The sequence below is a fragment of the Curtobacterium sp. NPDC087080 genome (assembly GCF_044745105.1).
In the GTDB taxonomy this organism is placed as follows: Bacteria; Actinomycetota; Actinomycetes; order Actinomycetales; family Microbacteriaceae; genus Curtobacterium.
Genome location: NZ_JBIUZP010000004.1, coordinates 113608 through 135645, shown reverse-complemented (window position 1 = coordinate 135645; position 22038 = coordinate 113608). Strand labels below are relative to the sequence as shown.

General features: G+C 73.7%; 22 protein-coding genes. 14 read left to right on the top strand and 8 right to left on the bottom strand.

Annotated elements, in window-relative coordinates; translation table 11 throughout:
- Positions 1-53: 53 nt before the first annotated feature.
- Positions 54-1352, top strand: coding sequence for an Nramp family divalent metal transporter (locus ACIPEQ_RS12125; RefSeq protein ID WP_402715370.1), 1299 nt, complete (start codon positions 54-56; stop codon positions 1350-1352).
- 66 nt (positions 1353-1418) lie between these two features.
- Here ACIPEQ_RS12125 and ACIPEQ_RS12120 read toward each other — a convergent pair whose 3' ends face one another.
- Positions 1419-1721 (bottom strand): DUF427 domain-containing protein, encoded by a 303-nt coding sequence (locus ACIPEQ_RS12120; protein WP_058729567.1) that lies wholly within the window; start codon positions 1719-1721, stop codon positions 1419-1421.
- Positions 1722-1776: 55 nt separating this feature from the next.
- The gene (locus tag ACIPEQ_RS12115) at positions 1777-2382 is read right to left on the bottom strand and encodes a hypothetical protein (RefSeq protein ID WP_402715369.1); all 606 of its coding nucleotides are present in this window, start codon (positions 2380-2382) and stop codon (positions 1777-1779) included.
- Positions 2383-2490: 108 nt separating this feature from the next.
- On the opposite strand from ACIPEQ_RS12115, the gene ACIPEQ_RS12110 reads away from it, so the two are divergent.
- From ACIPEQ_RS12110 to ACIPEQ_RS12085, 6 genes are all read left to right on the top strand, one after another.
- Positions 2491-3123, top strand: coding sequence for a GNAT family N-acetyltransferase (locus ACIPEQ_RS12110; protein ID WP_402715368.1), 633 nt, complete (start codon positions 2491-2493; stop codon positions 3121-3123).
- Positions 3124-3187: 64 nt separating this feature from the next.
- A complete protein-coding gene (locus tag ACIPEQ_RS12105; RefSeq protein ID WP_402715367.1) occupies positions 3188-3658 on the top strand; it encodes a hypothetical protein in 471 nt (156 codons plus the stop codon).
- 148 nt (positions 3659-3806) lie between these two features.
- Positions 3807-4178, top strand: coding sequence for a hypothetical protein (locus tag ACIPEQ_RS12100; protein ID WP_402715366.1), 372 nt, complete (start codon positions 3807-3809; stop codon positions 4176-4178).
- Between the two features lie 94 nt (positions 4179-4272).
- The gene (locus tag ACIPEQ_RS12095) at positions 4273-4590 is read left to right on the top strand and encodes a DUF6507 family protein (protein WP_402715365.1); all 318 of its coding nucleotides are present in this window, start codon (positions 4273-4275) and stop codon (positions 4588-4590) included.
- Entirely contained in the window at positions 4587-5912 is a 1326-nt protein-coding gene (locus tag ACIPEQ_RS12090) for a hypothetical protein (protein WP_402715364.1), read from the top strand. The genes ACIPEQ_RS12095 and ACIPEQ_RS12090 overlap by 4 nt, the downstream gene beginning before the upstream one ends.
- A 29-nt stretch (positions 5913-5941) precedes the next feature.
- A complete protein-coding gene (locus ACIPEQ_RS12085) occupies positions 5942-6427 on the top strand; it encodes a hypothetical protein (RefSeq protein WP_402715363.1) in 486 nt (161 codons plus the stop codon).
- A 111-nt stretch (positions 6428-6538) separates the two neighbouring features.
- On the opposite strand, the gene ACIPEQ_RS12080 is transcribed toward ACIPEQ_RS12085, so the two are convergent.
- Positions 6539-6868, bottom strand: a complete 330-nt coding sequence (locus tag ACIPEQ_RS12080; RefSeq protein ID WP_402715362.1) for a DUF4333 domain-containing protein — start codon at positions 6866-6868, stop codon at positions 6539-6541.
- Between the two features lie 203 nt (positions 6869-7071).
- Here ACIPEQ_RS12080 and ACIPEQ_RS12075 point away from each other — a divergent pair, with 203 nt between their 5' ends.
- Positions 7072-7641, top strand: coding sequence for a DUF1684 domain-containing protein (locus ACIPEQ_RS12075; protein WP_402715616.1), 570 nt, complete (start codon positions 7072-7074; stop codon positions 7639-7641).
- Between the two features lie 46 nt (positions 7642-7687).
- Positions 7688-8047, top strand: coding sequence for a GntR family transcriptional regulator (locus tag ACIPEQ_RS12070; protein WP_209675620.1), 360 nt, complete (start codon positions 7688-7690; stop codon positions 8045-8047).
- Between the two features lie 166 nt (positions 8048-8213).
- Here the strand turns inward: ACIPEQ_RS12070 and ACIPEQ_RS12065 are convergent, their stop codons facing one another.
- A complete protein-coding gene (locus tag ACIPEQ_RS12065; protein WP_402715361.1) occupies positions 8214-9098 on the bottom strand; it encodes an endo alpha-1,4 polygalactosaminidase in 885 nt (294 codons plus the stop codon).
- Positions 9099-9367: 269 nt separating this feature from the next.
- Between ACIPEQ_RS12065 and ACIPEQ_RS12060 the strand changes: the two genes are divergently transcribed.
- Positions 9368-11041 (top strand): DEAD/DEAH box helicase, encoded by a 1674-nt coding sequence (locus ACIPEQ_RS12060; RefSeq protein WP_402715360.1) that lies wholly within the window; start codon positions 9368-9370, stop codon positions 11039-11041.
- 201 nt (positions 11042-11242) lie between these two features.
- Positions 11243-11443, top strand: a complete 201-nt coding sequence (locus ACIPEQ_RS12055) for a CsbD family protein (RefSeq protein WP_022903197.1) — start codon at positions 11243-11245, stop codon at positions 11441-11443.
- 82 nt (positions 11444-11525) lie between these two features.
- Here the strand turns inward: ACIPEQ_RS12055 and ACIPEQ_RS12050 are convergent, their stop codons facing one another.
- Positions 11526-12068 carry an NUDIX hydrolase family protein gene (locus ACIPEQ_RS12050; protein ID WP_058729559.1) on the bottom strand — a complete coding sequence of 181 codons (543 nt, stop codon included), beginning with the start codon at positions 12066-12068 and terminating at the stop codon, positions 11526-11528.
- A 73-nt stretch (positions 12069-12141) separates the two neighbouring features.
- Between ACIPEQ_RS12050 and ACIPEQ_RS12045 the strand changes: the two genes are divergently transcribed.
- Positions 12142-12762 (top strand): alpha/beta hydrolase, encoded by a 621-nt coding sequence (locus ACIPEQ_RS12045; protein ID WP_402715359.1) that lies wholly within the window; start codon positions 12142-12144, stop codon positions 12760-12762.
- Between the two features lie 100 nt (positions 12763-12862).
- On the opposite strand, the gene ACIPEQ_RS12040 is transcribed toward ACIPEQ_RS12045, so the two are convergent.
- Positions 12863-13540 (bottom strand): PadR family transcriptional regulator, encoded by a 678-nt coding sequence (locus tag ACIPEQ_RS12040; protein ID WP_402715358.1) that lies wholly within the window; start codon positions 13538-13540, stop codon positions 12863-12865.
- A 150-nt stretch (positions 13541-13690) separates the two neighbouring features.
- On the opposite strand from ACIPEQ_RS12040, the gene ACIPEQ_RS12035 reads away from it, so the two are divergent.
- Entirely contained in the window at positions 13691-18544 is a 4854-nt protein-coding gene (locus tag ACIPEQ_RS12035; RefSeq protein WP_402715357.1) for an ATP-dependent helicase, read from the top strand.
- A 50-nt stretch (positions 18545-18594) separates the two neighbouring features.
- Positions 18595-19374 (top strand): Fpg/Nei family DNA glycosylase, encoded by a 780-nt coding sequence (locus tag ACIPEQ_RS12030; protein ID WP_126892006.1) that lies wholly within the window; start codon positions 18595-18597, stop codon positions 19372-19374.
- A gap of 12 nt (positions 19375-19386) precedes the next feature.
- On the opposite strand, the gene ACIPEQ_RS12025 is transcribed toward ACIPEQ_RS12030, so the two are convergent.
- Positions 19387-19884, bottom strand: coding sequence for a hypothetical protein (locus ACIPEQ_RS12025; protein WP_209675634.1), 498 nt, complete (start codon positions 19882-19884; stop codon positions 19387-19389).
- A gap of 126 nt (positions 19885-20010) precedes the next feature.
- Positions 20011-22002 carry a glycosyl hydrolase gene (locus ACIPEQ_RS12020; RefSeq protein WP_402715356.1) on the bottom strand — a complete coding sequence of 664 codons (1992 nt, stop codon included), beginning with the start codon at positions 22000-22002 and terminating at the stop codon, positions 20011-20013.
- Positions 22003-22038: the final 36 nt, after the last annotated feature.

Below are 22038 nucleotides of genomic sequence, written 5' to 3'. Positions count from 1 at the left end.
TAGACCTGCCGAATCTGTGGATTCGGCACACCGAAACCTGGCAGGCTGTCGGCATGACCGACACCGCCGCTCGCCGCGCCCACCCCGGGCGGTCCGGGCGCCCTGCCGGCACCGGTTCGCCCGGCCCCGAGCGGCCGCGCCGCCGCGCCGCGGGTCTCACCCTGCTCGGGCCCGCGTTCGTCGCCGCCATCGCCTACGTGGACCCGGGCAACGTCGCCGCGAACCTGACCGCCGGCGCGCAGTACGGGTACCTGCTGCTCTGGGTGCTCGTCGCCGCGAACGCCAGCGCCGTCGTGGTCCAGTACCTGTCGGCGAAGCTCGGGGTCGTCACCGGGAGGTCGCTGCCCGAGCACCTCGGCCTCCGCATGCGCCGCACACCCCGGCTGCTGTTCTGGGTGCAGGCCGAGGTCGTCGCCGCCGCCACCGACGTCGCCGAGGTCATCGGCGGCGCGCTCGCACTCCACCTGCTGTTCGGCCTGCCGCTCGTCGTCGGCGGCGTGCTGACCGGCGTGGTGTCGATGGCGATCCTGCTCCTGCACAGCCGCCGGGGCACCCGCACGTTCGAGGCCGTCGTGACGACCATGCTCGCGATCCTGACCGTCGGGTTCTGCGCGGGGCTGCTGTTCGCGCAGGTCTCCCCCGGCGAACTCGTCGGCGGGCTCGTCCCCCGGTTCGAGGGCGCGCAGTCGGTGCTCCTCGCCGCCTCGATGCTCGGTGCGACCGTGATGCCGCACGCGGTCTACCTGCACTCCGCCCTGGCACGGGACCGGCACGGCGACGTCCCCGCCGGGCCCGAGCGCCGCCGGGTGCTCGTCGCGACGCGGTGGGACGTCGCCCTGGCCCTCGTCGTCGCGGGCGGCGTCAACGTCTGCATGCTCGTGCTCGCGGCGGCCACGCTCCCCGGGGTCCCCGGCACCGACACGATCCCCGGCGCCCAGGGCGCGATCGCGACGAACGTCGGCCCGGTCGTCGGCGTGCTCTTCGCGGTCGGCCTGCTCGCGTCCGGACTGGCCTCGACCTCGGTCGGCTGCATGGCCGGCGCCGAGATCATGCACGGCCTGCTGCACGTCCGCGTCCCGCTCGTGGTGCGCCGACTCGTCACGCTGGTGCCCGCCGTCGTGCTCCTGGCCGTGGGCGCGGACCCGACGATGCTCCTCGTGCTCAGTCAGGTGGTGCTGAGCTTCGGCATCGCCTTCGCGATCGTGCCGCTGGTGGTCTACACCTCGCGGCGGAGCGTCATGGGCGCAGACGTCAACGCGATGACCACCCGCGTGGTCGCGGGGGTCATCGCGCTGGTGATCGTCGCCCTGAACGTGGCGCTCGTGGTGCTGACCCTGACCGGAGCCGGCTGAGCGGCTCGCGTCGGGCGTCGGGCGTCAGGCGTCAGGCGTCAGGCGTCAGGCGTCAGTCGTCGGTCGTCAGTCGACGACGCGGACGTCCTTCCAGAAGGCGTAGTAGCCCGAGTAGTCCTTGCCGACCCGGTCGAACGACGACGGGATCGGCGTCGGGTAGGTCCAGGCACGGTCCGGCAGCTCCTGGCCGTCGACCGTGACGGTGTAGTACTGCGTGTCGCCCTTCCACGGGCAGTGGTACTGGGTGTCGCTCTCCGAGAAGAACTCCGGCTTCACGCTCGACGGCGGGAAGTACCAGTTGCCCTCGATCTGGATGAGGTCCTCCTGCGGAGCCTCCGCGATCACGGTGTCGCCGACGACTGCCTTCATGACGTGCTCCTTGCGATCAGCGGCGTCCTCGCGACGCCTGGTGCGATCCGGAACGCTACGCCCGCACCCCGGATTCCCGCAGGACGACCAACTCGGGTCCCACGGCGAGCGCCGCGTGCACCGTCTCGCGGTCCAGGTCCGTCGCACCCTCGGCGGCGGTCACGAGGTGCTTCACCGCGCGACGGAGCCCCGTGTACGCGGCGCAGGCGGCAGCGGCTTCCGGCGACGTGTGGTCGATCCCGACCGTGACGAGCGCATCGACGACCGCTCCGGCAGCGAGCAGGTCCTCGACCGCCGCCTCGGGCGTCTCGGCGACGTCCGACGGCTCCCCCGCCGCGTCCGCGACGGTCGCGGCGCCGTCGGCGGTGCGGCCTGCCGCGACGACCGCGACGACGCACCGGTCCCCACGCTCGGCCTGGAGGCTCGTCACCCGCTCCGCGACCGCCGCCGCGTTGCCGAGGTGGCCGAGCACGACCTCCGGACCGTCGGGCAGCAGGGCTGCCGCGGCCCGCGCACGGGCCGCGTGGTCGGCCCCCTGCGTGGACGGTTCCGGCAGCACGTCCACCCACACCACGAGGTGCGTGCCGTGCGCGATCCGGTCGGCACCGGCGTTCCCCCACGCGAACCGGACCTGGTACTTCTCCTGCGTGCGTGCTGCCACCACTCCACGGTACCGGCGGTCCGCACCTGTCCGTCTCCACAGGACCGCGCTGCGGCTGCGCATCCGCCGGGCCCCGCTGTCGGACCGGCGACCGTAGGATCGGTGACCATGGAGATCGCCACCGTCCCCACGCTGACCGGCGACCGCGTCACCCTCGAGCCCCTCGCGGCCGAGCACGCGGACGACCTGCGGGCGGCGGTGGCGGACGGCGACCTCTGGCGCACCTGGTACACCTCGGTGCCGGCCCCCGACCGGGTCGAGTCCGAGATCGACCGGCGACTCGGCGAGCACGCCGCGGGTCGGATGGTGCCCTTCGCGATCCGTGACCGCCCGACCGGTCGGGTCGTCGGGGCCACGACGTTCGCGAACATCGACACGGTCAACCGTCGCGTCGAGATCGGGTACACGTTCCTGGCGCGTGCGGCGCAGCGCAGCGGGATCAACACCGAGGCGAAGCTGCTCCTGCTCTCGCACGCGTTCGACACCTGGGACTGCATCGCGGTCGAGTTCCGCACGCACTGGCACAACCAGCAGTCGCGGGCGGCGATCGCGTCGCTCGGGGCGAAGCAGGACGGTGTGCTCCGCAGTCACTCGATCGGCCGCGACGGCATGCTGCGCGACACCGTGGTCTTCTCGATCACCGCTGCCGAGTGGCCGACCGTGCGCCTGTCGCTCACCGAGCGGCTGCGCACCCGGGACCGCGCCGAGGGCGCCCGCCGCCGGGCCGCCCGGCACGCCTGACCCCGCACGCACCGTCCCCCGCCCCGACGTCACCTGTCCAGAGCCGCGGCGTAGCGTCCGCTGCATGCACGTCGGTCTCCGCATCGTCCTCGACGCACCCGTCGACGCCGTCCGCGACGCCCTGCTGTCGCCGTCGGTGATGGTCGCCGTCACGAAGCCGTTCCTGGTCTACCGGTCGCGGTCGCCGGAAGGGTTGCCGGACCGCTGGACCCCCGGCGTCCCGCACCCCATCGCCGCCGACGCGTTCGGGGCGGTGCCGAGCGGTGACACGCACGTCGACATCGACCTCTACGAGGTGGACGGCGTCCCCGTGCAGCGTGACAACGGCGGTGGCGTCTCGGGTCTGTTCGGCCGGATGACGATGCGGCACCGGATGGCCACCGTCGACCTCGGGGACGGCCGGACGCTGCTGCTCGACCGGCTGACCTACCGGATGCGTCCCGCGGTCCTCGGCGCCGCGCTCTGGCCGGGCATGTGGGTGATCTGGCAGTGGCGTGCGCTCCGGATGCGGCAGCTCGCGCCGTCCTGGCGCTAGGCCTCGCTCGCGGTCCTGCTGCCCGGAGGTGTCACCGCGGTGACGGGACCGGTCGTCCGGGCCGCACCGGGCTCCCCGTGGACGTCCGCCGACCGGGTCCTCCGCGGGTGAGCGGCACGAGCGGGTGCCACGTCCCTAGGCTGCACCCATGACGACCGTTCCCCCGCACCGCCCCGCTGCCGAGGTCGAGCAGGCGCTCCTCGCCCTGAACGACGGTTCCCACCCCTTCGAGGTCCGCAAGGACGACGACCGGATCGTCGCGGTGTGGCGCCACCGACTCCAGGGCGCCCAGCTGGCCTGGGGCAGGGCCGAGTGGCGCTACCGCGTCACGCTCCTCGACGACAGCGGCGAGTACACGACGAGCGTGGTGCAGAAGAACTGGGACGGGGAGAACACCGCCTTCTCGTTCCGGTCGAGCGACGTGACCGGACCGGTGGACGACGTCCTCGCCCGCGCCGGTTGGACGAAGCGACGGAGCGCGGTGGGACGGATGGTCGGCAGACTCCTCGGCCGCGACTGATGCCGCTGCCACGACGAGCGCTCCTCGGCTAGGGTGGCGAGGTGCTCCGGGGGGCGGCTCGGAGTGCGATCGGAACGATCAGAGGGGGATCACCGTGGACCAGTACGCGATCGACCCGGGCGGGGTGCTGTCCGTGCTCGTGGGTGTCGACGGGCGGCTCGAGCAACTCCGCGAGGCCGACGCAGCAGTCGTCGCGGCCGTCGAGGCAGCGCTGACCGCGGTGGGTTCCTCGAGCGCGCGAGGGGGTCTCGAGCGTCTGGCGGAGGACTTCCGGTCCGTCGTCCCGAACCTGCACGAGCACATCGCTGCGGCCAGGACCGCGGCGACCACGGCGACGCAGGCCTACGACGCCGCTGACGCCGAGATGGCCGGACGGACCCCGCGGGTCCGACGTCCCGAGGACGAGCGGTGAGCGGCGCACTCGTCGACGGATCGGCGTTCCCAGCCATCGACGCCGACGCGGAGGGACTGCGCACCGCCGCGTCCGACATGCGGTCGGCGACGAAGACCGTCTCCACGGTCACCGCTGAGGTCGACGACCGGTGGAGCGGACTCGGCCTGGTGTACGTCGCGCAGGAGAGCGCGGCGCTGATCGACGCCACCCTCGCTCCGAAGTGGGCTGCCGAGGCGCTCGCCAGCGCCTTCGACCGAGCGGCCACCGCCCTGGAGACGTTCGCGGACGCGGTCGACACGGCGAAGGGGTCCCTCGCGTCCGCGGCGACCGCGGCCTCGGAGCTCCGTGGCGAGGTCAGGCGGGCGTCGGACGACCCCACCTACGACTGGCACGACGACGACGACGTGACCAGCCGCAACGCTGCGGTCGAGACGAGCGTGCTGCAGGCGGTCGAGGCGTACGAGACCGCCGCTGCCGAGTGTGCGGCCGCGCTCGACGCCATCGGTCGTGAGACTGCTCCGACGCACGCGAGCGGGTCGTCGTCGGCGCACGGCTGGGAGGCCGACACCGGCGCCTCCGCGTCCGCGACGGCGTCCGACCAGCAGGCTTCCGCGCACGCGAAGGCCGGCGTCGGCGCATCAGCCGAGGGTTCGGCGTCGGTGGACGGTGTCGGATCGGTCCGAGGAGACGCCGACACCTTCGCCGGGGTGGGGTCCGAGGCGAAGTCCGAGGCCCACGAGGACGAGGACGGGTTCTCCGGCTCCGCGTCGGCCGAGGCGTTCGCCGGTGGCAAGGCAGACGCGCACGGACACTACGAGGGACTCGGCGGATCGCTCGACGGCGCGGCCGAGGCGTTCGGCGGTGCGAGCGTCGCCGCCGCTGCGTCCGCGAAGGCCGACCGCGTGAACGGCGTCTCGGCCGGTGGCTCCGTCGACGCCTTCGCCGGCGCACGGGCGAAGGGCTCGGTGGACTACCAGAACGGGTTCGTGGGCGCGAAGGCCTCCGGGCACGCCGACGCCGGTGCCGGAGCATCCGCGAACGGCAAGGTCGAGGCCGGCCCCAAGGGTGTGAGCGCCGAGGCCGGCGCGAGTGCCTTCGCCGGTGCGAAGACCGGCGTCGACTACAGCACCTCCTTCATGGGCGTCTCGATCGGCAGCGGTGTCGACGTCCGGGCGGGGGCCGGCGGCGAGGTCAAGGCCGCAGCCGAGGTCTCGGCGGACGAGATCGACCTCGAGGCGAGGCTTGCGGGAGCACTCGGCGTCGGAGCCGGTGGCAACGTGCACGTCAACATCGACCCGAAGGAGTTCGTCGACGACGTCAGCTCCCTCTTCGGGTTCTGACCCACCGGACCGACGAGCAAGAGGACAGCATGCCCACCACGAGATCCGACACCGCCCCGTTCGCACCGTTCCCCGTCGTCGCGGTCGAGCACCCGGCCGACTGGGGACCACTGCTCGTGCCGGACGCAGCGCTCGCCGTCGCGGAGCGCGAGCAGCGGGGGGTCTTCCGGGCGAACGTCGCCGTGACCGTCCGACGGGTGGCGACGGCCAGCGGCGAGGACGCTCCTGCCCTCGCGACGGCGATCGCGGAGAACACCGCGGCACTCGAGGGTGCCGAGCGGTGGGCCGAGCTCGGGAGCGAGTACCGGACGGTGCTCGGGCTCGACGGCTACCGCATCGAAGGTGCGTTCGTGCTCCCGGGGACGGGCACGGTCTTCCAGGCGGTCCAGCTCACGGCGGTCCAGCACGACGGCTTCGCCGACGTCGTGGGCATCACCGGGACGTGCGGCGCCGACGAGGGCGAGCGGCTCGTCCCCGTGCTCCGCGCGATCATCGAGTCGGCGCGGCTCGTCTGAGGGACGCTCGGGCCGGCCGGTCCTCGGCGCGTCGGTCCTCGGGCCCGTCAGTCCTCGGGCCCGTCAGTCCTCGAGACCATCGGTCCTCGAGACCGTCGGTCCTCGGGCCCGTCACTCCTCGGGGGTGTCGGCGACCTGCACGTCCACGGAGTACTTGCTGCCGTCGACGTCGCCGATCTCGACGGTCGCGTCGTACTTCGTGTCGAAGCCCGCGGTGTTGACGTCGCAGTGCACGACGTTCCCGTCCTGCAGGTCGATGGAGTCGTCGCCGCAGTCGACCTCGGGGCGCTGACCGACGCTCTTCTCGAGCGAGTCCGCGACGACGCGGGCCAACCCCTCAGGAGACGTCGTCCGGTTCGCGGACACCGCGCACCCGCTCAGGACGACCACCAGTGCCGCCACGGTCGTCCCGACCAGTGCGCTCTTCCGGGCACTTCGCATGATCCACGTCCCCCTCGTGTTCTCCGACATCGGGCCCATCCTGCCACGGCACGTCGCCCCGCGGCCCCGGCTCACCCGACCCGCTGACGCCCGCTGGCCGGTCAGGAGCGCACGGGCGTACGCTCGTCCCCGTGAGCCAGACGCAGGAGCCGAGGGCCCAGGACCGCGTGCACAGCACGCTCGCCACCGTGGACTGGCGGCGGATGACGTTCGACCTGTACCGACGGGTGCGGGCGACGGCCGACCCCGAGACCGCGCACGCGATGTGGCGCGAGACCCGCGACGCGATGTTCGCCGAGCACCCGGCCAGTCCGCTGCTCGACGAGGACGCCCGCGACTTCGAGGCGCTGCCCGTCCCCGACTACGACCCCGAGTGGCGGTTCCGGGCACGGATCGAGACCGCTGAACCCCTGGCGATGGACGTCGAGACGGGCACCGACGGCACCGTGCACTTCGACCGGCTCGGCGTCGTCCGGCTCCCCGGCATCGGCACGCTCGACGTGTGGTCGCACGGCGGCTACGCGGGCGGGGTGTTCGTCCCCGTGAAGGACGCCAGCGCCGGCCGGGCCCGCGGCACGTACGGCGGTGGCCGCTACCTGCTCGACACGATCAAGGGCGCGGACCTCGGCGGGGACGACGGCGAGCTCGTCCTCGACTTCAACTTCGCGTACAACCCCTCGTGCGCGTACGACCCGGCCTGGGCGTGCCCCCTCGCTCCCCCGGGCAACACCGTCGCCGTGCCGATCCCGGTCGGCGAGCAGTACGACTTCTGACGCCGCGCAGGCACGAGCACACGGACAGGACGCAAGGGTGGATCGCATGACGGGACTCGTGGCACTCGACGCGGGCGGCCGGGTGCCGCCCTTCGAGCAGGTCCGTTCGCAGATCGCGGCGCAGATCGCCGCCGGCTACCTGGTGGACGGGGAGCGCCTGCCGAGCGTGCGGGCCCTCGCCGAGGAGCTCTCGCTCGCCCCGGGGACGGTCGCGAAGGCCTACCAGCTGCTCGAGGAGGCCGGTCTCGTGCACACCGCGCGGGGCGCCGGCACGCGGGTGGTGCGGCCGGCCGAGGTCCCCGACGCCGTCGCCACGGCAGCGCACGCGCTGGCGGCCGCCGCGCGCGAGGCCGGACTGTCCGCCGACCAGGCGGCGGCGGCCCTGCGCGACGCCTGGCCCGCCTGACCCGGCCACCCGCGTTCCGCAGCTCGCGGGACGGACGTGATCCGCGCCTCCCGGCCGTCCCCGTCCCCGCGCCTTCCGCAACACGCAACGTCGGCGGGGCCGCGCAACGCCGTGCCGCTGCGCACTGCCGCCGAGGTTGCGTCTCGCGGAACCGGGAACCGCGACGTCAGCAGTGCTCGAAGACGTACTCGTCCGAGGCCGGGGTGACCAGGTCGCGGTCCCGCAGGATCGTCATGGCCGGACGGTCGCGCAGCCGGCACACCGACGCCCACGACCGGTCGAGGGTGTCCGCGTACTCGACGTCGATCACGCGCCCTCCGTACGCCTCCGTGTAGGCCGAGCACTCGTCGTACTGCACGCACTCCTCGGCGACGACGAAGTCGAAGCCCGTCGACTGCCGACCGGCCTTGCCGAGCTGCGGGGTGTTCTTCTGCCCGACGGCCAGGCCGTGCTCGTGCCCGAGCCGGACGAGCGCCGTCGCGAGCGCGAGGTTCCCGGACCGGGTCAGGCGCTTCCCGGAGCGCGTCCACGAGTCGAGGTTGTCGAACTCCACGGCGTCGAACCCGCGGTCTGCGCACCGGGCGACCGACGTCGTCAGCTCCGCCGTGATCGCGGCGCGCCCCGCGGCGGTCCGGGTGTCGAGGAGCACCTCGTCCGGCCAGCCCGGGTCGGCGACGAGTTCCCCGGCGTCGTCGCGCAGCAGTGCCGATGGAGCGCGGCGCTCCCACTCGGCGAGCGTTCCCGGCTGCGTCTGGAAGCCGTTGACGTAGCAGATCGAGTACCTGCCGGCGGCCGGACGGTCGGTGCTGTCGCGTTCGACGATCGTCACGCCCGAGGGCGGGGTGTAGCCGCCGCCGAGCTGGTAGTCCGGGCGCCCCGAGGTCGGCAGGTCCCGGTGCGAGGACGCCGACGACGCGGCGGGCGCGGCAGGCGCGGCGTGCGCGGCAGGCGCGGCGGGGGCGGCAGGCGCGACAGCCTCGGCGCAGCCCGCGCTGCCGAGGACGGCGACCAGCGCGATCGCGGTGGTCAGGAGGACGGATCGCGTGCGCACGAGGGGATCATCGCACGCCGGGCGCGAACGGCCTCGGCTCGTTCGACGGGTACCCGCTATGCTGGTGGTACTCGAGGCGCCGATCGCCTCGTGCGTCGTACGGACGCCCCCGACTCCCGACCCTCATCCGGTCGATGATCGCGCACCGTCACCCGGTGCCAGGCTCTCTGCTGCGGCGACCGCGTCAGCCTCTGCTGACGCGGGGATCCCGCCCGCGCGCCGAAACCGAGCGCGCCCACGGCCGGCACGAGCCGGCTCGAAAGGTCACGATGACCGCCACTCCTTCCGACATCCGTTTCTCCGACCTCGGCGTCCCCGCGCCGATGGTCCAGTCCCTCGCCCAGCAGGGCAAGGAGACCGCGTTCCCGATCCAGGCCGACACGCTGCCCGACTCCCTGCAGGGCAAGGACGTGCTCGGCCGCGGGCGCACCGGCTCCGGCAAGACGATCGCCTTCGCGATCCCGCTGGCCGCGCGGCTCGCCGCGAGCCGTCGGCCGCGTCGCGCCGGTCGCCCCCGAGCGCTCGTGCTCGCCCCGACCCGTGAGCTCGCGACCCAGATCGACGCGACGCTCGCGCCGCTCGCGAAGTCGATGGGCCTGAACACCACGACGATCTTCGGCGGCGTCGGCCAGGGCCGTCAGGTCGACGCGCTCCGCGCCGGTGTCGACGTGGTCGTCGCCTGCCCGGGTCGCCTCGCCGACCTGATGCAGCAGGGGCACGTGAACCTCGGCGACATCGAGGTCACCGTGCTCGACGAGGCCGACCACATGGCCGACATGGGCTTCCTGCCCGGCGTGACGAAGATCATGCAGGCGACGCCCGAGCAGGGGCAGCGCCTGCTGTTCTCGGCCACGCTCGACAACGGCGTGGACAAGCTCGTCAAGAAGTTCCTGCACAGCCCGGTGATGCACTCGGTCGACGACGAGACCAGCCCGGTCGAGGCGATGACCCACCACCTGTTCGAGGTCGCCGACGCCGACGCGAAGAAGGACCTCGTCCGCGCACTCGCCTCGGGCACCGGTCGTCGCATCCTCTTCATGCGCACGAAGCACCACGCGAAGCGCCTCGCGAAGCAGCTCAGCTCGCAGGGCATCCCCGCGGTCGACCTGCAGGGCAACCTGTCGCAGGGCGCCCGGGAGCGCAACCTCGCCAAGTTCTCGTCCGGCGAGGCCCTCGTGCTCGTCGCCACCGACGTCGCCGCCCGTGGCGTGCACGTCGACCACGTCGAGCTCGTCGTGCACGTCGACCCGCCGACCGAGCACAAGGCCTACCTGCACCGCTCGGGTCGCACCGCGCGTGCCGGTTCCTCGGGCGACGTCGTCACCGTGACGCTGCCGACCGAGCGCCGCGACGTCGCGCAGATGATGCGCGCAGCGGCGATCAAGGTCACCCCGCAGCAGGTCACCGCGACCTCGCCGGCCGTCACCGAGCTCGTGGGCGAGGTCGCGCCGATCCGTCACGTCGAGGAGGCCCCGGTCCAGCAGCAGCGTCAGCGACAGCCGCGCGCGGCCGAGAGCGGGCACACCGATTCGGCCGGCGGCGGTCGTCGTCGTGGTCGCGGCGGACGGTCGGGAGGCTCGACGCAGGCTCCCGAGGCCGCCTCGGCCGGTCGCGGCTCGGGTCGCGCCGCCGGTGGTCGCGGTGGTCGTCCGGCCGCCGCGGGTGCCTCGGCCTCCGCGGGTGCTGCCGGTCGTGCCGGCGGTGCCGGTCGCGGCAACGGCTCGGGTGCTGCGGCGTCGGGCGGTGCGACCGGTGGTCAGCGCCGTTCGGGCGGCAGCCGCCGGGCGTCGAGCGACGTCGTCCGTGGCGGGTCCGCTCCGGTGTGGTCGTCCGAGGGCGGCTACGCAGCGGGTCGGTCCGGTGCGGGTGAGTCCGCCGGCGGTCGTCGCCGCGGGGCTTCGCGTCGGGCGTCGCGTCCGGCCGGGGCTGCCGACCGCCACTGAGCGTCGGCGGGCTGGGGCCTGAGTGGTCCGCGAGAGCGACAGGACGCCGCCGTTGTCCGGCGGCGTCCTGTCGCTTCGGCGTCGGCGTCCGGAACCTGGACGTCCGGTGGGAGCAGCAGCAGTGCTCCCGCGTACGTTCTCCTTCACCGAAGGCTGCGTGAGTGGCCGACGGGGAATCGTCCGTCGTTGGAAGGAGACCGTATGGCTGGCAGCGAAGAGAACCACACCGGCGAGAAGCTCGTCGGCAAGGTCAAGGAGGGCGTTGGCAACCTGACCGGCAACGACAAGCTGAAGGCCGAGGGTCAGACCGACCAGGCCAAGGCGTCGGCCAAGCAGGGTGTCGACGACGTGAAGGACGCGGCGCACGGCGTCGCGGACTCCCTCCGCGACGAGAAGCACTGAAGCCGGTCCACGACCGCGCTGCGAAGCCCCCGGAACCATGCGGTTCCGGGGGCTTCGTCGTGTCCGGGTGTCGGTCGGACCGTCAGTGCAGGGCACCGACCGAGGCGAGACCGGCGCGCAGGAGTGCTCCGCGACCGCCCTCCATCTCCTCGGCCACGGCGTCCGAGGCTGCCTCCATCGGGCTCATCCACGTGAGCTCGAGGGCGTCCTGCCGCGGCTCGCAGGTGCCGGTCACGGGCACCACGTACGCGAGGGAGATCGCGTGCTGCCGCTCGTCGGTGAACACCGAGGCACCGGGGAGCGGGAAGTACTCGGCCACGGTGAACGGCGTGGGGCTCGCGGGGAGCTGCGGGAAGGCCATCGGCCCGAGGTCCTTCTCGAGGTGCCGGAAGAGCGCGGTCCGGATGGACTCACCGAACATCACGCGACCGGAGACGAGCGTGCGGGCGATCGAGCCGCTCGGTGCGACGCGCAGCAGCACGCCGACCTCGGTCACGACGCCGAGTCCGTCGGTCCGGACGGGCAGTGCCTCGACGTAGCAGATGGGCAGCCGACGACGGACGTTCGCGAGTTCCTCGTCGGACAGCCAGCCGGAGTCGGGGTCGGGGGTGCGCAGCGAGGCCATGCACCGTGTCTACCAGTCGCCCCGGCGAGTTCGGCGGAAGGCGCGGTCGCTGTGGACGGCTAGCGTTGTCCACGTGATCGATGCGGACATCGTGCAGTGGACCCGTCCGACCGGGGAACGCGCGGGCACACCCCTGCTCGTCGCCATGCACGGGGTGGGCTCGCACGAGCGCGACCTGCTCGGTCTGGCGCCCGCGCTGCCGTCCGCGTGGACGATCGCGTCGCTCCGCGCGCCGATGCCGTGGGGTCCCGGGTTCTCCTGGTACCCGCTCGGCACGCCGGGGTCGCCCGCGCTCGAGCCGGTCGACGCCGCCGTCGAGGGCGTCCTCGACTGGATCGACTCCGTGTCCGCCGACCACCCGCGCATCGGGTTGCTCGGGTTCTCGCAGGGCGGCTCGATGGCGCTGCAGCTGCTGCGCGCCCGACCTGCGGCCTTCGCCTTCGCGGTGTCGCTCTCCGGCTTCGTGGTGCCCGGGGTGACGGACGCACGGGACGCGGCCGTCGCAGCCGTCCGTCCGCGGGTCTTCCTCGGGCACGGCGACCTCGACCCGGTGATCCCGGCCGAGGCCACCGCCCGCACGCAGGCGTGGGCCGCGGCGAACACCGACGTGACCGACCGGACGTACGCCGGCCTGCCGCACGCGGTGTCCGCCGAGGAGCTCGCCGACGTGGCCGCGTTCGTCGACGCCTCCTGACGACCGCTCCCCCGACCGGTACGCGGAGGCGACAGGGTGACCGGCTGACGGACGGGAGGCGCGTGGCGGGCCCGCCACGCGCCTCCCGTCCGGCACGGCGCTACTCGGCGAGGATCTGCAGCAGGTCCTTGCGGAGCTGGTCGACCTTCGCCGTCGCGGCCTTGGTCTGCTCGTCGGAGGCACTGGTGCGGTACACGTGCAGCACCCCCATGGCCTTGCGGAGGGCCTCGACGAACTCGCGCTGCGTGTCGGGCATGCCCGGTGCGGCGTCGAACGCGGCGGCGATCTCGTCCGCCTTCGCCTCGGCCTCCGCGCGGCCGGCGTCGGTGAGCTCGAAGAGCGTCTTGCGGCCGTCGCCGGTCGAGACGACGAGGTCCTCGTCGACGAGCTGCTGGAACGTCGGGTAGACGGAGCCGGGGCTCGGCTTCCAGGCGCCGCCGGTGCGCTCGGCGATGGTCTTGATCACGGCGTAGCCGTTCTGCGGACCCTCGGCCAGCAGGCCGAGGATCGCGAGGCGCACATCGCCGCGGCGGCGGCGTTCGCGGCCGAAGCCGGGGCCGCCGCCGAACCCGGGGCCGAAGCCCGGGCCGAAGCCGCGTCCGCCGAAGCCGGGGCCGAAGCCGCCGCGTCCGCCGTGGTCGTGGTCGCCACGGTCACGGCCGGGGAAGCCGTGGCCGTGGTGCTGCCGCGCGCCGCCGAAGCGGGGGCCGCGCGGACCGGTGCCGCGGGCGCCGCGGCGGGGCGTGGTGCTGTCGAGGTCATCGTGCGAGGGGCGCATGACGACTCCTTCCTGTCGGTGGTGAAGTGAGCTCGCGATCGGTTCTGTTCCTGTCGCGATGGCTCAACGATAGATCGCTACGTATCGCTGTGTCAAGGATCTCCTCCACCCGGCCCGCTGTCGGTGGCGGCGTGCAGGATGGGACGGACCATGACGGACGTCCTCGAGCGCTTCTCCCCCGCGACCGCGGAGTGGTTCCGCGGCGCGTTCCCCGGCCCGACCGCGGCACAGGCCGGCGCGTGGGACGCGATCTCCACCGGGCAGCACGCGCTCGTGGTCGCGCCGACCGGCTCCGGCAAGACGCTGGCCTCGTTCCTGTGGTCGATCGACCGGCTCATCAGCGCGACGGACCGCCCGCCGGCGAAGCAGCGCACCCGCGTGCTGTACGTCTCCCCGCTCAAGGCGCTGGGCGTCGACGTCGAGCGGAACCTCCGCAGCCCGCTCGTCGGCATCACGCAGACCGCGCGTCGGCTCGGGACCGAACCGCCCGAGGTCACGGTGGGCGTCCGGAGCGGTGACACCCCGTCGTCCGACCGACAACGGCTCCTGCGACAGCCGCCGGACATCCTCATCACCACGCCCGAGTCGCTCTACCTGATGCTGACCTCGCAGGCACGCGAGACCCTGGTGAACGTCGACACCGTCATCGTGGACGAGGTGCACGCGGTCGCGTCCACCAAGCGTGGCGCCCACCTGGCGGTCTCGCTCGAACGACTCGACGACCTGCTCGAGAAGCCCGTGCAGCGCATCGGTCTGTCCGCCACCGTGCGCCCGGCGGAGGAGGTCGCACGGTTCCTCGGCGGACGCGCCCCCGTGTCGATCATCGCCCCGCCCGCGCAGAAGACCTTCGACCTGCGCGTCGTCGTGCCGGTCGACGACATGACCGAGCTCGGCGCCCCGCCCGTCGGCGCGGACGCGACCGAGTCGCCGACGAACGGCTCGATCTGGCCCCACGTCGAGGAACGCGTCGTCGACCTCATCGAGGAGCACCGGTCGACGATCGTGTTCGCGAACTCACGCCGGCTCGCGGAGCGCCTGACGGCGCGGCTGAACGAGATCCACGAGGAGCGCGTGCTCGCGGCCGTCGACACGGCGGCGGTCGTCGCCCCGGAGGCCGTGGGCGCGGTGGCCGGATCGGCTCCCGTCACGCAGTCCCCCGGTCGTGCGTCGGCACACGCGCCCGTCGCGCAGCCGAAGCGTCCGCCCGCCCAGGTGATCGGGCAGTCCGGGCAGACCGAGGGCGGCGGCTCCGACCCGGCGGTCCCGGTGCTCGCCAGGGCACACCACGGGTCCGTGTCGAAGGACCAGCGCGCGATCATCGAGGACGACCTGAAGTCCGGACGCCTGCGCTGCGTCGTCGCGACCAGCTCGCTCGAGCTCGGCATCGACATGGGCGAGGTCGACCTCGTGGTCCAGGTCGAGGCACCGCCGTCGGTCGCCAGCGGCCTGCAGCGCGTCGGTCGCGCCGGACACCAGGTCGGCGAGATCTCCCGCGGTGTCCTGTTCCCCAAGCACCGCGCCGACCTCGTGAACAGCGCGGTCACCGTCGAGCGCATGGTCTCCGGGCAGATCGAGTCGATCTCGGTGCCCGCGAACCCGCTCGACGTCCTCGCGCAGCACACCGTCGCAGCCGGGTCGATCGACACCGTCGAGGTCGAGCACTGGTTCGAGCTCGTCCGCCGCAGTGCGCCGTTCAGCTCGCTGCCGCGCTCGGCGTTCGAGGCGACGCTCGACCTGGTGACCGGTCGCTACCCGAGCGACGAGTTCGCCGAGCTCCGGCCGCGCCTGGTGTGGGACCGCGTGCACGGCACCCTCACCGGGCGTCCCGGCGCCCAGCGGCTCGCGGTCACGAGCGGCGGCACGATCCCCGACCGCGGGATGTTCGGCGTCTTCATGGTCGGCGAGAAGGCGTCCCGCGTCGGCGAGCTCGACGAGGAGATGGTCTACGAGTCCCGCGTCGGCGACGTCTTCGCCCTGGGCGCGACGAGCTGGCGGATCGAGGAGATCACCCACGACCGGGTGATCGTCAGCCCCGCGTTCGGGCAGCCCGGACGGGTGCCGTTCTGGAAGGGCGACGGCATCGGGCGTCCGGCCGAGCTCGGCCGCGCGACGGGTGCGTTCGTGCGCGAGGTCGACGCCGCGTCCGACGAGGACGCCCGCGCCCGCGTCGCTGCCGGCGGGCTCGACGAGCGCGCCGTGACGAACCTGCTGACGTTCCTGCGCGACCAGCGGGCGGCGACCGGACACGTGCCGAACGACACCACGCTCGTGGTCGAGCGGTTCCGCGACGAGCTCGGCGACTGGCGGCTCATCCTGCACTCGCCGTACGGCATGCAGGTGCACGCGCCGTGGGCCCTGGCGGTCGGTGCTCGCCTGCGCGAACGGCACGGCATCGACGGCGACGCCATGGCGGCCGACGACGGCATCGTCGTGCGCATCCCGGAGACCGATGCCGAACCGCCGGGGGCCGACCTGTTCGTGTTCGAGCGGGACGACCTCGAGGCACTCGTCACCGACGAGGTCGGCGGCTCGGCGCTCTTCGCCGCCCGGTTCCGCGAGTGTGCGGCGCGGGCGCTGCTCCTGCCCCGTCGGAACCCCGGCCAGCGGTCCCCACTGTGGCAGCAGCGTCAACGGGCGTCGCAGCTGCTCGAGGTCGCCCGGAAGTACCCGACGTTCCCGATCGTGCTCGAGACCGTGCGCGAGGTCCTGCAGGACGTCTACGACGTGCCGGCACTGCTCGGCATCTCGGACCAGATCGCCGAGCGACGCATCCGCCTGGTCGAGCGCGAGACCGAGCAGCCGTCGCCGTTCGCCCGGTCGATCCTGTTCGGGTACGTCGCGGCGTTCATGTACGAGGGCGACTCGCCCCTGGCAGAGCGTCGGGCGGCGGCGCTGTCGCTCGACTCCACCCTGCTGGGCGAGCTGCTCGGACGGGCCGAGCTGCGCGAGCTCCTCGACCCCGCGGTCATCGCGTCGGTCGAGCGCGACCTGCAGCGGCTCTCCCCGGACCGTCGCGCGCGCGACACCGAGGGGCTCGTCGACGTGCTGCGGCTCGTCGGTGCCCTCGAGCTGGACGAGCTCGTCGCCCGCAGCTGGGTGGCCGACAGCGCGGACGCCGACAGTGCGGACGCTGACACCGGCACCGGCACCCGCACCGACACCGCCGGCTCCGACCCCGCGCGCGCGACGGTCCGGTCGGCGCTCGAGACGCTCGAGCGTGACCGCCGCGTGCTGTCGTTCTCGCAGGGCGGGGCGACGCGCTGGTCCGTGATCGAGGACGCCTCCCGCCTGCGCGACGCCCTCGGCGTCCCGCTGCCGATCGGCGTGCCGACCGCCTTCGTCGAACCCGTCGCCGATCCCCTCGGCGACCTGGTCGGCCGGTACGCCCGGTCGCACGGGCCGTTCTCCGCGCAGGAGGCCGCGACCCGGCTCGGACTCGGCATCGCCGTCGTGCAGGACACCCTGCGCCGACTGGTCGCCGACCGCCGCGTGGTCGAGGGCGAGTTCCGCCCGGACCGCCAGGGCGCCGAGTGGTGCGACGCCGAGGTCCTCCGTCGCATCCGCACGAAGTCGCTCGCGGCGCTCCGGCACGAGGTCGAGCCGGTCTCGCCGGACACCCTCGCCCGGTTCCTGCCCGCGTGGCAGCACGTGCAGGCACCGGGTACCCGCGGCGGTCTCCGCGGTGTGGACGGCGTGCTGCAGGTCATCGACCAGCTGGCCGGGGTCGCCCTGCCCGCGAGCGCGTGGGAGACGCTGGTGCTGCCGTCCCGCGTCACCGACTACTCCACGAGCATGCTCGACGAGCTGACGGCCACCGGCGAGGTCCTCTGGTCCGGCGGCGGCACCCTGCCCGGGAACGACGGCTGGGTGCGCCTGCACCTCGCCGAGACCGCGTCGACCACCCTGGCGGAGCCCGACGGCGGCGAGACCACCGAGCTGCAGCGCGACGTCCTCGGCGCCCTGGCCGGCGGCGGCGCCTACTTCTTCCGGCAGCTCGGCCAGGCCGTCGGCAGCACGGACGACCAGGCCCTGACGACCGCGCTGTGGGACCTGGTCTGGGCGGGCCAGGTCACGAACGACACGTTCGCACCGCTCCGGGCGATGCTCGGCGGCAAGGCCCGGTCGACGAGTGCGCCGCGGGCCCGGGCGTACCGCGGGCGTCGCCGGCCGACGCTGCCGTCGCAGTCCGGCCCGCCGTCCGTCGGCGGTCGGTGGTCGATCCTGCCGCTCGCCGAGTCCGACTCGACGCTGCGCGCGGCCGCGACCGCGGAGCAGCTGCTCGAGCGGTACGGGGTCGTGACCCGCGGCGCCGTGCAGGTCGAGGGCGTCCGCGGCGGGTTCGCCGGCGTCTACCGGGTGCTCAGCCGGTTCGAGGAGTCGGGTCGTGCACGCCGGGGCTACTTCGTCGAGGGACTCGGGGCGGCGCAGTTCGCGACGAGCCCCACGGTCGACCGGCTCCGGACGTACGCGCGGGACCTCGACGACGACGAGCGTGCCGACCCGGACCGCGAGCGTCAGGCGCTCACCCTCGCCGCGACGGACCCGGCCAACCCGTACGGCGCCGCACTGCCGTGGCCGTCGGAGGACGCCCCCGCCGACCCCGACGCGGACTCCGCCGCTGCCGACGCCGTCGCCCCGACCGGCGCCCGCGGGGCAGCAGCACCGGCCACGTCCGCCACTGCCGCCGCCGCACCGACCCGGTCGACGACCACGGGTGGGCGCGGGCACCGCCCGGGGCGGAAGGCCGGAGCGCTCGTGACCACCGTCGACGGGCGCCTCGCGGTGTACGTCGAGCGCGGGGGCAAGTCCGTCCTGACCTTCACCGACGACCCGACGGACCTCGCGGTCGCGGCACGCTCCATCGCGGCGACCGTGCGGAGCGGCCTGCGGAAGCTCTCGGTCGAACGGGTGGACGGCGACTTCGTGTTGGAGACGCCGCTCGGGTCGGCGCTGCGCGAGGCGGGGTTCACGGCGACCCCGCAGGGACTGCGGCTGCGTGTCTGAGGCGACCAGGGCCTCCCGGCCGCGAACCGGAGCGGGAACGGAGGTGCACCGTGCCCGAGGGTGACACCGTCTTCCGCGCCGCCCGGCGCCTGCACACCGCGCTCGCGGGCAAGGTCCTGACCCGCTCGGACTTCCGCGTCCCCGCGTTCGCGACCCTCGACCTGGTCGGCCGCACGGTCGACGAGGTCGTGCCGCGCGGCAAGCACCTGCTGCACCGCATCGGCGACCTGACCGTGCACTCGCACCTGAAGATGGAGGGCCGCTGGGACGTCTACGCCCCCGGTGAGCGGTGGCGGCGACCGGCGCACCAGGCTCGCGTGGTGCTCGACGCCGCGGACGTCTCGACCGTCGGGTTCACCCTCGGGGTGCTCGAGGTCGTCCCGCGCGACCAGGAGTCCGAGGTGGTCGGGCACCTCGGCCCCGACCTGCTCGGCCCCGACTGGGACGCCGACCGGGCGCTCGAGAACCTGACGGCCGACCCGGAGCGGCCCATCGGACTCGCGCTGCTCGACCAGCGGGTGCTGGCCGGCCTCGGGAACGTGTACCGGAACGAGCTCTGCTTCCTGCGCGGGGTGCTGCCGACGCGACCCGTGGGACAGGTGCCGGACCCGGCGCGGGCGATCGCGCTGTCGCACCGGCTCATCACGATGAACCGTGACCGCAGCAACCGCGTCACGACCGGGGTCGACCGGCCCGGGCGTCGGTTCTGGGTCTACGGCCGCGCCGGCAAGCCCTGCCTGCGGTGCGGGACGCCCGTGCGGCGGGGGGAGCTCGGCGACTCGGAGCTCACGCTGCGGGACACCTACTGGTGCCCGCGCTGCCAGACCTGACGCGGGCGCGACTCAGCGGTCGGCGGCCTCGACGGCGCAGCTCTCCGCGCGCTTGGCGGCGTCGGAGTCCGCGCTGAAGGAGCTCGGCGCCGGTGACGCCGACTGCGACTCGTCCGAGGTGGCGTCCTTCGCGGTCTGGTTGACGGCGTAGATCGTGCCGTCCCAGTCCTGGGCCGTCGGGTCGGTCTCCGTCGCCCAGATGGTCAGCTCGTCGTCGTTCGCGTCCTTGCTGTCCGACGGCACGATCGACGCGGCGAGGTACCAGCCGCCGTCGCCCTTCGCGACGTCGGCGAAGTCCGTGGTGTCGTGCGGGCCGACGGCGGTGCCGATGGCGTCCACGGCGTTGCTCGACGCGACGGCGCACTCGGCCGACTGCGACTTCTGCTCGTCACCCGGGACCTTGCCGACCGGGTCGATGTTCTGGGCGCCGCCCGGGTCGCACGCCGTCAGGAGTAGGGCGAGGGTGGCAGCGCCGAGCAGCGCGGTGGCGGTCTTGGCTCGCGTGGTCATGGCGTGGACGGTAGGCCGCGGTCCCCGTGCAGGACCCCAGGGCGTCCGGGAAGCGAACGATGACGGGCGGCACCGCGGTCCTGGAGACCGCCGTGCCGCCCGTCGAGGGGGTGCGAGGACCGGCTGCTACGACCGGTCCCGCGTCATGATCCAGGCGAGCAGGTACGACCGCGTGTTCGCCGAGTCGATGACCGCGTCCGGCAGCTGCTCGGCGTCGCGCAGTGCCGCCGCCGCCTCGGCCTTCCCGCCGAGGGCCCGGTACATGAGCAGGTAGTCGCCGAACTGCACGCCGTAGCGGCCGTCCGGCACGGCCTCGTCGAGCACCCGCTGGATCTGCTGCCGTCCGCCCGCGTCGACGTACTCGCCCGCCATCGCCGGCATCGGGATGAGTTCGATCCCGGCCGGTGCAGCGGCCGCCGCACTGAACCACGTGGCGTGGTCGCGCTTCCCGCCCCACGTCAGCGAGACGACCCGGTGCGTGAAGCCCGGGAACGCCGACAGGTCGGGATCGAGCACGTCACGCTGCGCCGAGGCGGCCTCGTTCGACAGCAGCCAGGTGCCGGTCGACTCGAGCGTCGACGACCCGGACACGGCACCCCAGCGGGCGAGGCCGTTCCACGCGGACACCGCCTCGGACGACGACTCCTGGTTGTTGCCGTCGGCGAAGGGCGAGTAGCCGGACGCCCAGGAGTGCTGCGCGTACGGGTCGTAGACACGGAGCGCGGGGAACGACGCGGTCGCGGTCGGCGAGGCGATGTCCGCCGCGACGAGGTCCGCGACGGTGCGCCACTTCCGGACGAGGGACGCGTCGCCGTCGGCCACCATCGCGGCGGCGGACAGCACGTACCCGTAGTGGAAGTGGTGGTCGTTGAACTCGTCGGACCCGAACGACGCCTGCTGCCCGACGAGTCCGTGGACCTCCGGGTCGTGGGCGAAGCACCGGGCGGTCCTGCCACCGCACCCGGCGGGGTCGAACCACTGGTCGAGCTCGGCGACGACGGACGTCTTCAGCGCTGCAGCCTGGTCGTCGAGCCCGAGTGCGACGGCGAGTCGGTACAGCGTCGCCACGCGGTACAGGTCCTTGCCGCCGCCGTACGAGTCCGCGGCGTACGACGATGCGTCCACCTCGGCTGCGTCCTGCCGCACCTGGGCCGCGAGGGTGTCCCGCTGGCCGTCGGTGAGCCTCGACAGGTCGAGCCGGTCGGACGGCTCGACGGTGTCGACGCCGAAGCGCAGCGCCGTGCCGGTGCAGACGGGCGCCGGACCCATCAGGGTCGCGACGCGCAGGTCGGTGCACGTCAGCCCCCGGGTGCCCTGACCGGGCTGCGGGACGAGCACGCCGGCACCGCCGTCGAAGTCGTACGACAGCGTGGTGCGCTGGGACCCGCCGGTCGCGCTGCGCTCCAGCGAGGTGCCGGAGAGCGGCCGTGCGGCCTCGACGAGCCGGCTGACCTCGGACGACGATGCACCGTCGGGCGTCGGCAGGAGCACCACCGAGCCGCCGCTGCGCAGGGTCACGCCGGACCGGGAGACCGAGCCGTCGCGCACGACGACCTGCCAGGTCCGGCCACCGCCGGACATCGTCGCCGTGCCGTCACCGGTCGGGTCGAGCGACGACGTGCCGGTCAGGGTCTGGTCGCGGTCCGCGGTGTAGGTCACGAGGGGCGAGCCCTCGGCGACGACCGAGTGCCCGAGCACGGTGTCGCCGTCGCGGTGCTCGACGGTCACCGAGACCGCGTCGTACGCCGACACGAGCGTGCTCGTCGCCCCGAGGTCGAAGCCGACCTGCGGCACGGCTCCACCGGCGATCGTCTTCTCCGTCGCGGTCACGTCCGGCAGCCCGGCCGCGAAGCCGTGGTCCGTGACCTGCCACGAGATCGGCGTCGGGAACACTGGTTGCGGAGCGTCGCCGAACACCAGGCCGGAGAACCACCGGTTCGTCGGCGGGGTGAGTCCCTCCGCCAGGCGCATCGTGCCGACCGTGGACGACGCGACGTCGCCCAGGGCGGCGACCGCGCGAGCCTGGGCCGCCGAGTCGGTCGCGGTGGCCGACGGGGTCGTGTGGGCCGCGCCTCCCGTCCCGGTGCACGCGCTCAGCAGCAGGGCGACGGACGTCACCAGGGGGACGGCCAGGAGCAGCGGTCGGGAGGCCCG